Raw genomic sequence first — 17,353 nt, forward strand, 5'->3', positions numbered from 1 at the left:
TTTTGTCATTTTTTGTTGGAATGGTATGAAAAGAGCGATTTCCCCTCCAGAGTAATGATTTATGGATTAAGTGTTTAAAAGTGGATTGGAGCAAAGGGTGGCGATTCCTGGGGAAAAGCGGGACAGTCGATTCCCTGGACTGAGCGTAGCGAGGGAAGCGGCTCTGCCCCGCGAGCGCAAAGCGTCCACCCGAATCGGAAACTCTCCAGAATAGAAAGAACCCATCCATCAATCAGTCTTCTTCATCCATAACGTAAAAAAGTAGATAATCACGGTCGATCCAATGAATAGCCACCATTTCTCTTCGTGTTCAGCAATAAACGCAAGGTTCATTCCAAAAAAACCAGTTATAACGGTAATTGGCAGAAAAAGTGTCGTGATGTTTGTTATTTTGTTATTGAATTTTTCTGCCTGCTCACGCTTTGCCGTTTCTTCCAAATGATGCTGTCTCTGCTCAGCAACTTCAGTGATAGAAGAAATAGCGTCTAGTTCGTCGTGAAGTTCCCTGAAAAGGTCATTAATTTTTAAATTTTCGCGGATCACTTCGTATAGTTGTGAATAATGAGTATTGTTAGATACTTGTTTGTATGAACTTCTAAGCATAAACCTGATGATCTGCCCACGAAGCTGAATAATTAATTGGTTTTGCTCCGTGTAGTTATCTAGATTCACATCCAGTTCGTATGACAGTTTTGATGCTAAATTGGATAGTCTTAAAAGGGCATATCTTTGATGTAACGCTAAAATATATAAATAAAAGTACGAGTTTTCGATTTGGTGCAGGTACATAGAGTTAAAAAACTCCTCTGTCTTCTCATCATCCGTTTTGGTGACTATGTTAGCCAGGCCTTCAAGCGAAATGCCCCAATAGCTATTATGGAAAAGCGGCAGCAAACCCGGATTCCCCACCAAATCCTGCTCAATCATGCTAGGCTTATAGGTCGACTTAAAACTCCGGCGCAGCTGAAAAAGATAGGAGGAAAGCTGAGTATCCGCCTTAAAATCAGAATCTAATTTTGCTGAAGAGTAAACAAGTGCCTGGGTTGGAATCTCCTTCGTTCCTTCAAAAAATGAAGAAACTCGAAATCGAGCCGATAACTCCTTAATCATTTCGCCAATATGAACATTTTGCTTTATCGTTTCATCCTTAGAAATCTTTTTTGTGAAAAATAATTCATATTCATATTGTGTGATTTTCTTGGCATAATAGTTTGTTTCAATTAGTCTTTCGATGTTAATTCCTTTTGGATAACCAAGTTTTATAGACCAGAAGCCGACCTGAGTTTCAAATAGATACAGCTCAATTTTGGTTAAAGAGAATTGATATTGCTCAGTTTTCGTTTGGCACGTCAGCATCAAGTCATTCTTGTTTGGCAGGCCGTACTTTGATCGAGCTTTTTGTGTCATTACGAACTTTGCCCCAATGGTTTCAGGATTTTGGTCCCCAAGGGAAACTAATTTTTCAATATGGTCAAATAGCCTTTCAGATTTGCTGTCAATTTGCTCAAAATCCTGTCTGTCAAGCCAGCTGACCACATGTTTGTATTCCTTGTCATAGACAAACGGAATAATTAGGTATGTAATATGATTCACTGTATCTGGGTGGGTCATCTCATTCTCCTTTTTAAAAAAATAACGAAGGAAGCTGCATTAACAGCAGCTTCCTCCTGAATCTACAAACCGCACGATTGGATAATAAAACCTAGGATCACGATTCCAAGAATGAAACATCCTACACCACTGAGTATTTTTTTTATTTGCCGGGCTTTAAAATAATAAACGAAACCAGCGATAATACCCACGAATGGAGTTGCTGCGATAGATAGTATAATGCCAATAATGACTGACCAAAAGACAGATCCTTTATCTGATTCAGCATAAGCGGCTGCTGCCGTTTCCCGCTGGTGAACTGGAGCAGGGTTATAATTTCCTGATACAGGTGTGTCGTCACCATAATAATTCCGGTTAGGATCAAGCCGATCCTCTGCTGCTTCGACCCATTCGCTTACGTCCTGGTCACCGTCATTGAGATCATCAATAATGTAAACCAGTTCCCTGAACAGATAGTGATCTGTTTCAAGTGAGACAGCTAAATCAATCATCATATTTATTAATTTACTGTTCTCATCTGAATTTTTCGGCAGGGCTTTTATCCGGGAAACAATTCGCTCATGATAAGCATCATCTTCCATAACAATGGAAAGAAAGTATAATTCTGATAACAGTGGAAAATCATAAACGGTTTCCCGGCTTTTTCTAAGCTTTTTTTCGAGTACATCAGCTGCTTTTTGATGCTGCTCAAGATTAAAAAAGCAATTTGACAAGCGCAGATAATAATTATTTTCTAATGGATCTAACTCTATTAGCTTTTCAAAATGCCTGATTGCTTTTCCATAATGTTTATGAAAAGTATATAAAGAAGCAAGCTCGGAAATATATTGTTCTTCATTTGGATGCTCAACGATGAGCCTTTTAAGAATTTTTTCAGCCTCAAGATATTGATCAAGGTTGCTGTGGCAAAGCGCTTTTAAATATAAGATGGTTCGGTCCCTTGGATACTGCCCAAGATAATCATCCGCAGCATCAAGTGCTGCCTGATAAAGTTCCTGATTAACCAGTCTGTTAATGTGGTCAATTTGCTGCTGGTACATTCCATTATCCTGAATCGAATGATCATAACTTTTCCTGCTCTCAGCATCCATTAACGTGTTGTATGCCTTTGCAATCACTTTGAATTCTTCAGGATGATTTTCATTCGAATATTTACGGATCATCCGTACATACCCTCTTTTAATTTCGGTAGGGTTTGAATTCTGCTCAACCTGCAGAATTTCATAATAATTCCCTGTTATCACGTTCATTCCCCCGCTGCACTATAGCCCTATATTATTTTTTCAAGTCAGGCACAGATACCTGCTTTGCTGTAATAGGGCTATGGGTAATAGACCAATTTGTCAGTTCGTTAAGTTAGGTTGCGATTCTTGTCCAATTACTTTTTCTAAGCTTTTAGCCGCTTGAGATGTCCATTCATTAGGGAATTCCGTTTTAATGACTGAAACTACCTCAAGAGCCTTTTGATTATCCCCGGATTCTTTGTATGAATTCGCTCTAATTAGCAGTAAATCATCTTTATAGGGCGAACCCTTGAAATGTTCACTTGTTCCACCTGAAAACTGCCCGAACAGAGGATCTTCTGGATTAAGCGTGTTTAGCTCATATTTCGCCTTGGCTAAGTAATACAAAGCATCATCACTATAATATTGACTGCCGTTTAAGCTTAAGCTTAGTTCAAACTTTTCAATTGCTTTTTCAAGGTGTCCGCTTGTATATTCACTATAACCTTGGTTAAATGCTTGCCTGGCTTTCGTGATTTCAATGGTTTCAAGATTTATGTCGGCTTTACGATAGATCTCTTCTGTTTTTTCCTGTTCTCTGATTTTTTCACTTTCAGCGTCTAACTGCTCTGCTAAAAGCACTTTTTCTGATTCCAGTGAAGCAATTTTCGATTGTAGGCCTGAAATTTCATTTTTATGTTCAATCGTTAGTCTTTCTTCATTATTTGCTTCACCCGCCACTTCGCTGTTACGTTCGACCGCAGGTTCACTGTTGTCCTGGTAAAAGAAAAACAATCCTGCTGCAGCTAGTGCGACTGCTCCTGCCGCCAATGGACCCGTACGAAGTTTCCTTTTCGGTTCAGGAGGAACTCCCGCTGCGACCACACTTGTGGTCAAGGATGCCTTCTGCAATTGGTTGATTATCTTCAGAATACTAGGAGAACTTTGGATATACTTTGGTCCAGCCTCAATCAACTCCACAGCTTCCTCTAATTTTCCATTGGCAGCTTTCACGATCACAGTTAATTTATACAATTCTAGTGGCAGAGGGACAGGCAGATTTCGATCTAACAGTTGAGATAATACAAGATTCGCATCTTCGAAGTTTTTTTCCCTGGAAAGCATAAGGGCACGATTAAAAGCGGTCCGTATATCCTCATAAACATTCCTATTGGAAATAATGATCTCTCTCCTGCTCTCCAGTTGGGGAAAATCTTCCAGGTTAAGCCGCTCCCAGCGGCTTAATCCTGTAATTGGATCACCGAGCTGGGTTTCGACTAATCCCAATGCCCAGCTCGTTTGCGGATGCAAAGGTGCTGCAGCAAGAATCGATTCCAGCAGATGCTTTGCTTCTTCCAATTTCCCCTCTCTAATTAATGCAATGGCCTGATTATATTTTATGGTTAGCTGTTTCATGGTTTACTCACTACACCAATTCAATAAGCAAGTCGGTAAGTTCTTCTTCATACTTCTTCACCATTGCTTTATCGTTTCTGCTAAGAGCGATTTTTATATTTTGCAGCAGGGAAAACAATTTTTCTTGCTCAAGGCCAGTTGTTTCACCTAACATCCGTTCTCCCCTCGTAATAACACTCTTTACTTCATTGTAAAGCTCTGATTGATTCCACTCTTTGTCCAGTCTGTCCTTAGCAAAATTTACTTCTTCATCGCTCATAACTCCTGCTTGAGCTTTAATAACTGATGATGCTTTTTTGCCAGTACTTACGATTGTTGCCTCAACTTGTAACGTGCCATTAATGTCATACGAAAACTTTACCTCAATGGCCTCTTCTCCTTTAGGTGCAGCAGGAATGCCATCAAGCAAAAATTCTCCAAGGAAAATGTTTTGGTCGATATATTGGTTGTCGCCCTGGAAGACGTTTACATTCACTCTTGTTTGATTGTCATTGGCTGTATAGTAAACTTTGCTTTCACTAATCGGAATAGAACTGTTTCTTGGAATAATCGGATCAAAGAATCCAGGAACCACCTGTCCGCCAATGTTTTTGACAACTTCCGTACCTAATGTATAAGGACACACATCGATAACCATAATGCTTTGGGATGTATCGATCTCCCCGCTTTTAATTCCTCCCTGAATCGCCGCGCCAAGTGCAACTGCCTCGTCTGGGTTAATATCTTTTTTAGCCTTCTTGCCAAACTTTTCTTCTACGAGCTGCTGAATAAGTGGAATTCGTGTTGATCCCCCAACTAAAAGAACTTCATCTATCTCATCTACAGACAGCTTGGAATCGGATAATGCTTTTTCCACTTCTGTAATGGTTTTACGAGCCATATCCCCAATCATGGCTTCGAATTCTTCTCTTGTGATACTCGTATTAATACTAATTGGAGCATTATTGTGCATCGCAATAAACGGAAGATTAATAGCAACTGTTTTTTGAGAGGAAAGGCTTTTTTTAATATTTTCCGCCTCGAGTTTAATTCTTGCTTTTCGTTCGTTAATTTCCTTTTGTGAACCTATACTGAACAGGTCAATTCCTTCTTGTTTTTGAAAATTGGTACTAATCCATTCCGTTAAGGCATTATCAAAATCAACTCCGCCAAGGTGGTTGTCCCCAGCACTTGCTTTTACCTCGACAACGCCTTCAAAAATTTCAACCACTGAGACGTCAAATGTTCCGCCGCCCAGGTCATATACAAGGATATTCTGGTCCTTTTCAAGGTTTTCCATTCCGTAAGCAATCGCAGCAGCAGTCGGCTCATTAATGATCCGCTCTACTTTTAAACCAGCCAATTCTCCGGCTTTTTGCGTTGCTTTTCTCTGGGAGTCAGAGAAGTATGCGGGGACCGTTACAACTGCTTCAGTTACCGCTTCTCCGAGGAAATCCTCTGCGCTTTTTTTCAAATAACGCAGAATTTGTGCGGAAACTTCTTCGGGACGGTATTCCTGGTTTCCTGCCGTAACTGTTACATCTGTACCCATTGAGCGCTTAACTTCAGTAATTGTTCGGTCAGGGGCACCAGGCATTGAAGATTTTGCATCCTGGCCAATAATGATTTCATCGCCAATTGTTAATTGAAAAACAGACGGGGTTGTTCTCGCTCCATCAAGGTTAGGGATAATTTCCGGCTTGCCATTTTTCAAAAATGCTACTGCTGAATTCGTTGTTCCTAAATCGATTCCGATAATTGCCATATGTATTTCCTCCAATTATGTATTAATAGACTGTTGTTACTTTTGCTTTGCGAATAATCTTTCCAGTATCTTTCTCCATAAAACCACGCTGATGGACAGCATATACTTGATACTTTTGATAATTAGGCTGAATATCTTGTTCAGAAACAGTGCCGATCACTTCCATGATTTTGCCATCAAGCATCTTGTTCGCTACAGGAATTTCAATCATTCCGTTCTGATCCAGGATAGATAAAACCTTAAGGACCGCACCTTCGATTTCTTTGCTCCAAGTGGAATCATTAGTCTGCAAGGAAGCCTGGTAGACCAGATCAAGCATATCAAATATCTCAATTGAAACAGTTTTCAACTGACCCAATTTTTTAGCAGATTTCTCCACCACTTCAGCTATCTTGTCTTCCTGATCCGATTTAGCCTGCTGGCTGAACTCTTCCAGCTGATTTTGCAGCTCTTGAATTAGTTTAAACGTAACCCGATTACTATTTTTTAAGTCTCCTTGTATCTGAGATTGGAGTTCAGACAAGGAAGTTTGGATTCTGACTGGAACATTTTCCTCTGGATGATAATAGAATTCTTCTATTTCCTGAAGCTTGTTTAGTTCCTCTTCAAGCACAGGCATTAATTTTTCGTTCAAAATATGTGCTCCTTCCGATAGACACTCCATTACTTTAGTTTTGATTTGGTGTTCTATGTTCGTGAATTCTTTTTCCCATTTTGCTGTAATCGTTTCATCAAAGTTCTGCTTCCTTCCGAAGCTTGAGCGAAAATAATACAGAGATGCAATTGCAGTGTGATAATAAGCGAGAATATTGATTTTGTTAGCGACCTCTATAAATCCGGCCGCTTGATTGATAACCTGCTCAAAAGGAATCGCATTTGGTGCCTGAGGTAAACTGATTTTGTTTGGAATTAATTTCTTCTTTTGCTGAATCCAATCATGGTAACTATTTGAATGGACATGGCCCTTGCTGTCAATCACTATGACGGAGCGTGGTTCTGAAGATTCCAATAAACTTTCCATCTGCTGGACGAGTTTAGGGCTGTTGGAAGTCTCAACCAACTGCATAAGCTTTCCAATGTAGGCAAGTCCCTCATATTCATCACTCACTAAATCACTCCCTTCGGCTGCTGGACCTTATCTCTGATCTGGTCTTTTAATTCGTTTGAAGACAGCATATTAAAATCCACCATTCTCATAATGGTTTCATCAATGACATCCAGTTCTCCCTCGTGGATGCCCAGCTCCTGATTGGATACCACAAGGTTTGCTTTGCTTAAAATCGACTCTTCTATTAAATTTCGAACCAGTCTTGCGTTGCCATGATTATCAGGGTTCATTTGAACCCGGTCAGTCACTATCCTTCTAAAGATCTGCTCAGCACCGCCGGTTAGCCTAAATTGTCTCTGCTTAAGCATAAATTTGGCTATAGCCATTAGCTCGCCGATGGAATAATCTTCAAACAAGATTTGGTTTTTAAAGCGGGATTGAAGTCCAGGGTTAGAGAGGATAAAACGGTTCATCTCATTCGGATATCCTGCGAGAATAATAACCAGCTCTTCCCGCTTATCTTCCATTTCCTTGACTATGGTATCAATCGCCTCGATTCCAAAGTCGTTTCCTTCGCTCCGTACCAGAGAATAGGCTTCATCAATGAACAGCACCCCGTCTCTAGCTTCTTTAATTTTCCCCATCGTTTTAACAGCAGTTTGCCCCACGTATTCGGCGATCAAATCTGCTCTGCCTGCCTCGACCAAATGTCCTTTTTTTAGGACACCAAGTGCCTTAAGGACCCTAGCTACAATCCGGGCTATCGTTGTTTTCCCAGTGCCCGGATTTCCGGTAAAAATCATATGAAGGCTGAGAGGTTCTACTTTAAAGCCTTTTTCCTGGCGGAGTTTATTAAAAGCTACCAGATTGCAGATTTCTCTAACCTTCTGCTTTACTTTTACTAAACCTATGAATCCATCCAGCTCGAGAAGAATGTCATTAATATGGCCATCTGCCTCAGCAACGTCAACTAGTGTCAAATCTTCTCTCTCATCGATCGCTTTTTGGAGCTGATCAATCCAGCCAATCATGTAGTTAAGTGCATCTGTAAGTCCGTTATTGGCAGAAGCCGTTTTCAATGAAAACTTCGCTTTTCTTAACGAAAGCTGGACATCCCTTACGTTATGTTTCGATATATACGGCATAAGGTCCTTAATATCGCGGCTGACCTTTATATTTTGTGAAAGCAGTTCCGCATGAGCATACTGAATATGAGGTTCTGGATCTAAATCCTCTTTCAGAAATGAGATAGCCCCAAGCCACTCTCGTTTCGCCTCTTCATACTGCCCTGCTCCTTCATAATATTGGGCCGCCTGCTGGTGCCAGCTTTTCAGATATTGATAGAACTGGCTCTGAACATTCAGTTGATTATCACTTTGCTGATCGAGTTTTAATCCTGAAACCTTATTATTCAGCCGGTAAGCTCTCAAAAGATGGTAATGAAATAGCTCCATATCCTCAGCTAAAAGGGCCTCTCTGACTTCCTGGTCCAAAGCGCGCATTGATTCAAGCAGCCGTTCTTTTCGTTTATGATCCATGGTTAGTCACTCATTTCTATGACTGCATATCTTGAAAAAACTTCCTGTTAAGCTCAAATAAATCGGGATACTTTTTTTCAATCCTTTGTGAAGATTTTTTTAAAGAACCAGCACTTTCGTCAGAAAGCTCATCCCAAATCTCATCAAAGGCTGCCTCTTTTTCCTGTTCTGTTTCAAAATAAGTAAGGTAAAAAGCAACTAATTTAATGACAGGTAATGCAACGGACGAGTCCTTTAATACTAAATCAAATTGCTCGTCCCGCCTTAAGCTCACTTCACTCAAGCGGGAATAATTTTCAAACACTTCACTCCGGCATTCATAAAGCGCAGGATATTTATTTCTAAGCAACTTAATCGATTTAAGCGTAGCTTCTGGACTAAACTTGCTGTCATGATAAATGTCTTCAAACGCTCTTTCGCTGTATTGATCGAACTCTTCTTCGGTAAAGTCATCACCGAACAAGTAAACTAACAAAATATTTCTCACTGATTTTATAACCTGGCCCTCATCTGCCATCCTGTCATATTCACTATAAACCGCCGCTCTCTTTTCGGTTTCTGCTAACAGTTCTAGAAACTCTGCTTGTTTTTGTCGGTACGGTGCCAGGAACTTGAAAATAATTAGCGAAAACCTATAGAGCTTTTCTTTATAAAGCTGCAAGCCGACATCCATAAGCTCAGAATGGACTCGATCCTGCTCCTCTGGGTACCCTTTAGCATGCTGGGCTATTTGCTCGAGTGTTTTTTCGAGCTCCTGTTCATCCTTTAGTTTTATCGTTAAATCCATTCTTTTCATCAAGTAATAAAACAAAACAAATCCTGTTTCCTTCTGGCTTTTTATCGACTTATCCAGGAAGATCATTGCTTTTGGCAAATGCTGTTGGGAGACATATAAATCAATCAGTCCGAACAAAGCGTCCATATTAGCTGGATTTATCAAATACATTCTTTTATACTGGAGCATCGCTTCATCGAACTGATCATTTTCCTCTAATGCTTTTGCATAATTCATCTGGTAGGTAGAATTTTCAGGTTCAATGACCATCAAGCGCTTAAATTGATGAATGGCTTTATCTTCCTCGCCAATATACAAAAGAGAAAGGGCATAAAAGTTGCGTACTTCCGATAGACTTGGTTCAATAATTAATATTTTCTTAAAAAAATCGCATGCCTTTTCGTACTCTTCGTCTTCATAGGCTTCCATTCCTTGATCCTGAAGCTGCTTGATTTCGTCCCCATACAGGAGCATCGTATCGTATTCCCGTCTTGACTCTTTCACCTTCAGCGTGTTGTAAGCAGTCCTGATTTGATTAAATTTCTCAGGATGCTTTTCTACTGGGAATTTTCTTATTTGCAGGACATAAGCTCTTTTGACTTCTGTCTCAGTTGATGAGGAAGCGATGTTTAGTACTTCATAATAATTATCGGTCATCCCCTAACCTCCTTGCACCAGAAAATGTTATTTTTTTGAAAGGTCCTTCCACGGTGCTACTGGAGGCAGCTTGATTTCCTCCCCAGGCATTGACTCAGAGACCCGTTGAACACTTTCGCTTAGCCATGAGAAGAATTCGTTAAACTTTAACTCAGCAAGTACAAGAGGTGCCCGGTTAGGAGAAAAGCGTTTTAATACATCCATATCAGCATACTCGCCTACCGCGACGGGAAAAAAGTTAATTTTATTATTCTCGATAGCCCGGATCGTTTCCGCCACAGAGGATTCGATGCTGTCTGTCGGGGCCCCATCAGTCAATAGGACAACCCATGGCTTATGGTATTCAACGCCAGTCCCCTGGTATAAAGCTGTTCTTCTAGCGACAAGCTGATTCGCTAACCCGATCGCCTCGCCTAAAGGGGTCTTGCCACCTGCGGCAAATTCAATATCCAGACCTGGTTTTACATTTTGAAAGTCAGATAGCGTCAAAACCTTGCTGCCGAACGTAATCACAGCTAAATCCGTCGCAGCCTTCGAAACATCATTCTGAAGGATATCTGTTATAAAACTTTTCAAAGCTTTTCTTAATTTGACGATAGGTTCTCCTGACATTGAACCGCTGGTATCCAACACCAGGCATACAGGTATTCGCGTGGCAGGGTTAGCAATTAGTTCCCCGCTTGGAATGACAAGTTCCACCATGACTTCTCCTCCTGTCTCATATTTCATCCCGATAAGATGCAATCGCATTTAGAAAGGAAATATTCTCTTCCCATCCAGCTCGGCCAGGCTTTATTGCTGTCTTGCTGCCATCCTTCGTTCTGGGAACAGTCTCCTCTCGGATAAACTGCTTATAACAGCCTTCGCAAATGGTGTATTTGCTTAACTCTTTCAATCTTTCAAGCTCTCTTTTACGCATTAAGTGAAATGTTTTACAGGATTCGCACTTAACCTGAACATTTTTCTCATCGGAAAGAGCTAATCCATTTGGGAAAATTTCGCTTGGAAGCTCACCAGATTTCAGGCTATCTTTATAAAATCTTAGTGCTTTCTCCCATACTTCTAACGGGAATCGCTTTGAATTCGTAAAAGTTTCGTAGAATAGCTGCTGAAGATGATAAGGCAAGCCAGCCCACATACTGTTCCATGTACTTTTTTCATATCTTGGTATGTATCGAGGATTAAAGGTAAACTGAAACAGTTTTTCTGAAATGTGCTCTCCTCTTGACCCCGAACCTTGAAAGGCATATGGAAGCTTGCCTGGCAGCAAGATCTGGAATACTAATACCGCTATCCCATATAGATCATGTTGTATTGTGTGTAGTTGAGGCTCACTGTCCATCAGTTCAGGAGGAGTAAAATTGACTAAAAAGCGTTCTCCTTGAAAGGATCCAACCTGAAATCCATCGGTGTTAATAAAAGTTAGTTTCTTATCACTTTCAACTAAAATATTGTCCATATCTAAACTAGCAATAACAATTCCCTTGTCATGTAATTGTGCAACATGACGCACTATCGTGAGCGATAGTTCAATCAGGTTTTTACGTGTCCAATCAGGAAATCTTTTTAATAGATATAGTTTGGTTTTAATAATTCTCTGTAATGATTCTCCTCTTCCCTGCCTCATCATATAGCCAATAAATTCTTTCTGCTCATTAAAAACCAAATCCAGCGGCCAGCTAATCGCTTCGTCAGCGACTGGTGTCTTCAGCATTTCAGCGAGCTTCTGATAGGTCTGCTCGCTAATCTGCTCTGAGTTGAAAATCTTACAAGCATAGCCCTTGGCAGCTTTATAGACCGTCCCGTGTTCACCCTCTCCAATCCTATCCCCAAGATGAAAAATCCCGTGGTTCAAGGTAAAAACTTGGTCCAATGTTTTTTGTCCAAAAACTTTAGGAAGCTGTACTCTTTCAGGCAATTCAAATGAATTTTGTGCAAGAATAGCTTGTTTAGGTTTATTTTGATACTGAAAAATGACCTTTTTCTGTTGATCTTTCTCGTCAAATTCCCATTGGTAGGTACTTCCATCCGGCGCGACACCAAAAAGCAAAAAGTTTTTAAGACTGACAGCCTCTTGCTTTGAAAGATCATGAACACCATTTGCTAGTTTTCTATCACGTGTGAATAAACATAAATGATGCCTATCACTGTATTTCTGAAAAACATACAAAATAGTTTGATCTGTAAATGGATCATCGTCATCGCCAAGAACTTGTACAAGCCCAGACTTTATGTAAAGGCCAACCATTTTTGAAGCAAACTTGGCTCTTTTTCTTGTTTCTGTATCCGAATCTCCAAGTTTGCGGTTGATTTCCTCAATGACTCGATGCGGAAGTTTGACGGTTGCTTTCCTGACAAACAATGCTTCGGGAAGGATCTTTGTCAACAGCTCTTTAGACGGTGGATACATCCAGACACACGTATCAATGAAAATCAGATATTGATTCGTAATTTTCAGCAAATCGACTGGTTTGTTTCTCTTTTCGTTAGCTTGGTTCATAAGCTGTCCCAATCCCTTGCATTGGAATTTGGCCGTGTTTCGCTGCTTGCAGCTGTTTCTCTCCTGCTTCGGCTAGTAACTATACTCTTTTGTTTCTGGTTTAGCTTCTCTAAATAGGTAATTATTGAATTTAACAGTCCTTTGTTTTGAGCCAGCAGAATTCCTGTCAGTAGGAAAAGCCATAAGTAAGAAATGGCCTCCTTTATTCCATTTACAGTTAATACCGAGCTGAGTGCCTGATAAACACCCGCATCCGCAACCTTATAAATGGCGTAAATCTGGACCACCCAAAACGCCAAGAAAAATCCAACGAAGAATTGTGCACTAATTTTAAAATAATTAACGAGCAGCAGAACCAGCAACGGCACGATCAGTAAAAAATAAAAGTTTTCGATGGAATATTCCTGCCTTATAAAATAACAAGCGATAAAGGCTACAATTGCATAGGCGACAGAAGAAAGCAGGATCTTATCCTTTTTTAATGATGTATACGCAATCCATGTAAGTGCTAAATAAATAGCCGCACCTTGCAACTCAGCCAAATTGTCATTTTTATAGGCAATTATGAAAACTGGAATAGACATCCAAAACCAAGTACGTGCCAGTTTCATTGTTTTTGAAGCTGGACGGTACTGATTAGGCTTTGAAAATAAAAACAGCACCGCACCAATCATTAGTAAGAATTCGCTGTTTTCCATAATGTTTAGGAAGATAGGAAAACTAAAAGCATAGGTTAAATGGGGCATGCCAGAATTCATATTCTGGAAGGCCAAATAGAAGCACAGCATCCAGTAGCCAAGCAGGATACCGCTTAGAAAACTGCTTGGGAAATTCTTGAATAAAACGATAAAGAACAAGATAAACGGTGCGAAAAATAACAGCTTTGCCGGCCCGTCGAAACCTATGCTATAAAGCAGCAAAAAGAATGCTGTCAGGCTGTAGCCTAGAGCTGCAGCGAGTACATCGTTATACCGCTTAGACAAGTAATTCAGCAAGCTAATCGCGGCCATATACACGATTAAGTCAACAGGCATCATGAAACCGGTGTGATAATAAAAATAAATGAATCCAAAGCTTAGCAATAAAAGAATCCAGTCAAGGCGGATTAAAGCCTTCGGATCAATAAAGCGAATTTTTGTTAAACTTGCCATATATATACCCCCTTCATATAAAGGGAGTCCTTTCTTATTCGGAAGGAGCTCCATCTGCTATTTCTTGACCGAGTTCTGGATTTGACGGTTTCCTTTCATCAGGCAACCGTGAATGAGTGCCCATGAAGTCTCTCAGATACTCGTTATCTGCTGCCAATAAAACTTCAGGGTCTAAAGTAACAAGACTTGCAATAGCAATGCTGCAATCATCATGGGTTTGTTCCTTGATGACGGCATCCAGGTTATTGGCTAGCACGGCAGATATCTTTTGGCTGGGATGATCCCTAAGCCATTCAAACATTCTTGTAATTGCAGGAGCTAGCCGCTCTTCTTTTTTATTGAATAAAGATTCTGCCGTCCCGTCTGACATTAAAACGAACCCAGCTGCGGTACCTACTAACCCTTTGTAAAGGCGAAAGTGCTTCCAGGCATCCTCAGATGTGACAAAGAAAGTAGTATTGACAAACTGGCCATTTTCCGGAAACGAGAAGACCTTTAACTCACCGTCCTGCTCTTTTCCAATTAGGCCATCGCCAATATGGCCTGCAACATATTGATCTCCTTTTATAGCTATAAATAAGAGTGTCGAGGCATATTGCTTAATATCCCCTTCAAATCCCTCAATCATTTTAATCTCTTCATGAAGCTCACGGATTATCACTCTTTTAAGCTGATCGTCATCTTCTGCTGTAAAATACTCATCAAAGTGATCTGCAAGCAGGCTCGCGGTCTTTTTCACAACAGCTTCTGCCCCTTTATGGGAATGCTTTGCATACCCTGCACCGTCCGCAAGCAGCAGGATCGTCAAACCATTTTCCTGCATGGAATATGTATAGTCCTGGCAGGGTATATTGCTTTTCAAATGTCCCCGCCCGGCTGTTTGGGCGTTAGCGATTTTCCAATGTGTAATTGTCATTTCAAACTTCCTTTTTACTATAATTCTGCCCAGTCATCCACAGCTTCGGTCTTCACTTTTTCACCCGGTGTCGATTGTGATACAGCAGAAACACTTTTGCTTAACCATTCAAAGAATTCAACAAACCGCAAGCCCTTTAAGCGAAGTGGTCTCCGCTTTGGCGAAAACTGGTGCAGTGTCGTCATATCAGCATGAGGTCCGATTCCAATTGGGAATACGGTTAATTTTTTATTGCTGACTAATTCGCTAGTCCGCTGAGCCGCAATGGTAATATCATCCGTTGGCGCTCCATCTGTCATAATAACAATCCATGGCTGGAAATAGTCGACACCCGAATCTGAATACATAGATTTCCGTCTTTCAAGCAGATCTAAAGCATGATTAACAGCTGCTCCCATCGGGGTAACTCCCTCTACAGCCAAATGGGGAATCGTCTGGCGGTGGATGCTTCCAAAATCAAACAGCTGCTTAACCTCTCCTCCAAATGTAACTAATGAAAGCTCCGCTGAGGCACAGGCGATATCATCTCTGCGTATCGCTTCCATAAAAAGCTTTACACCATTATTTAACTCCTTAATAGGCTCCCCATTCATTGAATAACTAGTGTCTAGAACAAGGCATATGGGAACCCTTGATGAAGGATTCAGCTCTAGTTCTTGTTTTGAGATCATAAATTCTTCTGGCGAAAATGGTAGTGACATGGTCAATTCCTCCTGGTCTATTGAAACTTTTTCAATATATTGATAGCTCTGTCTAAAAAGGTTTTAGGCTGTGTTGATGCTCCAGGGTTTGTCCTTGCAGCAGGCTGCGGCCTCGCCTGGACAGGCCTTGGTTTTGTCGCTGTATTTGGCTTTGTTTGTGTACTGCCGGTATTTGAAGCCACAGGCTGCGGGCGGACCCATGTTGGTCTCGGATTATTCTGCCTTGGAGGCGGATATTGGCCTGAATTGCGTTGATTCGTTGTATGTGAAGTCCCAGGCATGCCCATTGTTCTCATTTGCTTTTCGTACTTTCTTCTGAGTTTGCAAGGATCGCAAACGAACCTTCCGCCTCGCTTCTCAACTTTTTCCTTAAAATCGATGTGGACGATTACAGTTGGACTCGTACAATTCCTGTCCGTACAAGTTACAATCGCTTCCTTATCTTTAGGAATTTTATGGCCGCTCGGGAATAATTCATCACCAAGCTTGCCGTTTGAAATTAACTGACGATACTCAACAAGCAGATCTCTCAGCTCCTCAGGGGTGGCTCTTTTTTCTCCTGTGAATGTATCGTATAAAGCTTCCTTCAATTTATAAGGCAGGTGACTCCATATGTACTTCCACGGCCCATCGGGTGCAGTGCCCTTCCCCTTCTCTCCACAAGGGTATGGGAACTCCATCTTTTTGATATTCTCTCCCGGTGATCCACCGCCAAGCTGGGAATAGGGTGGTTTTCCTGGGTGAAGGATCATAAAGACGAGTGTGCTGACTGCAAAATATTCATCCTCAAATGTTCGCAGAAAGGTTGAAAAATTCTTTCCCTGCAGGGTAGGAGCAGTGAAGTTTATTGTACCGACCGGACAAGGATAATTCTCAATTTGATAGCTGTCCGTATCAACAAAATAAACCTCTTTTTCATTTTTTATCAGAATATTTAACGGGTTAAGGTCTCCGATAATGATATTGCGTTCGTGTAAATAAGCTATTTTCCCAAGAATGCTAATGGCTAATTGAACGAGATCCTTCCGAGTCCATTTTGGGAAGTTCTTTTCCAGCACAGGTTTCTGGAACATGGCCGTCTGCATCGGTTTGCCGTCAGCTACCTCCATTATGTATCCAACGAACTCGCTGCTGCCGTTCGTAATGATATCTTTGGGCCAGCATATTCCGGGTTTATCAATCGGTACCTCTAGCATTCTTTTTAGCTTATGGTATCGTTCATGGGTAATCCGGTCTCGCTTGTATATCTTGCATACCATCCCGTTGTTGGAGACGAAAATTTTTCCCTCACCGCCGCTGCCCACTTCTTTTTGAAGATGAAGGGCCCCGTACACCTTGGAATAAACCGTTTCTCCAATATCAGGGACCTTCCCAATTTGCATAACTGTTTCTTTCTGAGTTATAACTCGAGTTCCTGGAGCAAACATTTCATTAGGCTTTGGTTTTTTGCCCGCTGTCGCAGGTCTCGTTCTCGTAACCTGGCTCCACGGTTTTGTCTCAGATTCAGGTTTATGTGAACCTGAAGTTCGTTTCTCATTTACAGGTGCCGTGGTGGCAATTGGCCTCGAAGGTGCATCATCTCTGCCTAACGAGACCTTAATGCGTTCAGGATTCCATTCTTCAATTGCCCCTGATTCATTGATTCTATATACGTAAATACGTTTTCCTTGCACAGCGTGCTGGTTGTTTAGGTTGAGCGTATCAAGCGCCAAGCCTCGATCCTGTGTAATCAATGCCAAATTGTATTTAACCCTGAACTGTTGAAATACATATAAGATCGTCTGATCAGCAAAGGGATCAGAACTGCTGCCAAACGCCCTGGCAATTTCGTGGTCAAAATAGGATTTCAAGAGGGCAGCTGCCTTTTTCGCTTTATGCCTGGTTTCCCGTTTTTCATGTGTCATCAACCGATTCACTTCTTCTATAATCCGAACTGGAACTTTAATCTGCTCCTTTGCTTCTAACAGAGCATGAGGGAGCTCGGTGGAAAGAAAGTTTTGTGAATCGGGAAACATCCAGGTACTTGTATCAATAAATAACTTGTAGTTTTTTACGAGGTTTTGAAGATTCATC

General features: G+C 41.1%; 13 protein-coding genes. All 13 read right to left on the minus strand.

Annotated features, from left to right (window positions below; translation table 11 throughout):
* Positions 1–228: 228 nt before the first annotated feature.
* Positions 229–1,611 carry a CorA family divalent cation transporter gene (locus tag HRJ06_RS13705; RefSeq protein WP_174733499.1) on the minus strand — a complete coding sequence of 461 codons (1,383 nt, stop codon included), beginning with the start codon at positions 1,609–1,611 and terminating at the stop codon, positions 229–231.
* 62 nt (positions 1,612–1,673) lie between these two features.
* Positions 1,674–2,855, minus strand: a complete 1,182-nt coding sequence (locus HRJ06_RS13710) for a DnaJ domain-containing protein (protein ID WP_174733500.1) — start codon at positions 2,853–2,855, stop codon at positions 1,674–1,676.
* 99 nt (positions 2,856–2,954) lie between these two features.
* The gene (locus HRJ06_RS13715) at positions 2,955–4,250 is read right to left on the minus strand and encodes a tetratricopeptide repeat protein (RefSeq protein WP_174733501.1); all 1,296 of its coding nucleotides are present in this window, start codon (positions 4,248–4,250) and stop codon (positions 2,955–2,957) included.
* Positions 4,251–4,260: 10 nt separating this feature from the next.
* Complete coding sequence (locus HRJ06_RS13720) at positions 4,261–5,994, minus strand: Hsp70 family protein (protein ID WP_174733502.1); 1,734 nt, start codon at positions 5,992–5,994, stop codon at positions 4,261–4,263.
* 22 nt (positions 5,995–6,016) lie between these two features.
* Positions 6,017–7,102: a nucleotide exchange factor GrpE gene (grpE, locus tag HRJ06_RS23605; RefSeq protein ID WP_174733503.1), complete on the minus strand. Its 1,086-nt coding sequence runs from the start codon at positions 7,100–7,102 to the stop codon at positions 6,017–6,019.
* Entirely contained in the window at positions 7,102–8,580 is a 1,479-nt protein-coding gene (locus tag HRJ06_RS13730; RefSeq protein WP_174733504.1) for an AAA family ATPase, read from the minus strand. Before HRJ06_RS13730 ends, grpE begins: the two co-directional genes overlap by 1 nt.
* A 16-nt stretch (positions 8,581–8,596) precedes the next feature.
* Complete coding sequence (locus HRJ06_RS13735; RefSeq protein WP_174733505.1) at positions 8,597–10,012, minus strand: J domain-containing protein; 1,416 nt, start codon at positions 10,010–10,012, stop codon at positions 8,597–8,599.
* A gap of 27 nt (positions 10,013–10,039) precedes the next feature.
* A complete protein-coding gene (locus tag HRJ06_RS13740) occupies positions 10,040–10,714 on the minus strand; it encodes a vWA domain-containing protein (RefSeq protein WP_174733506.1) in 675 nt (224 codons plus the stop codon).
* A gap of 16 nt (positions 10,715–10,730) precedes the next feature.
* The gene (locus tag HRJ06_RS13745; protein ID WP_174733507.1) at positions 10,731–12,512 is read right to left on the minus strand and encodes a protein kinase domain-containing protein; all 1,782 of its coding nucleotides are present in this window, start codon (positions 12,510–12,512) and stop codon (positions 10,731–10,733) included.
* Positions 12,509–13,663, minus strand: a complete 1,155-nt coding sequence (locus HRJ06_RS13750) for a hypothetical protein (RefSeq protein ID WP_174733508.1) — start codon at positions 13,661–13,663, stop codon at positions 12,509–12,511. Before HRJ06_RS13750 ends, HRJ06_RS13745 begins: the two co-directional genes overlap by 4 nt.
* A gap of 34 nt (positions 13,664–13,697) precedes the next feature.
* Positions 13,698–14,579: a PP2C family serine/threonine-protein phosphatase gene (locus HRJ06_RS13755; RefSeq protein WP_174733509.1), complete on the minus strand. Its 882-nt coding sequence runs from the start codon at positions 14,577–14,579 to the stop codon at positions 13,698–13,700.
* A gap of 17 nt (positions 14,580–14,596) precedes the next feature.
* Positions 14,597–15,280 (minus strand): vWA domain-containing protein, encoded by a 684-nt coding sequence (locus HRJ06_RS13760; protein ID WP_174733510.1) that lies wholly within the window; start codon positions 15,278–15,280, stop codon positions 14,597–14,599.
* A gap of 17 nt (positions 15,281–15,297) precedes the next feature.
* A complete protein-coding gene (locus HRJ06_RS13765; protein ID WP_174733511.1) occupies positions 15,298–17,352 on the minus strand; it encodes a hypothetical protein in 2,055 nt (684 codons plus the stop codon).
* Position 17,353 lies beyond the last annotated feature (1 nt).

Origin of the sequence: Mesobacillus harenae (assembly GCF_013343715.1) — a bacterium.
Taxonomy (GTDB): Bacteria; Bacillota; Bacilli; order Bacillales; family Cytobacillaceae; genus Mesobacillus_A; species Mesobacillus_A harenae.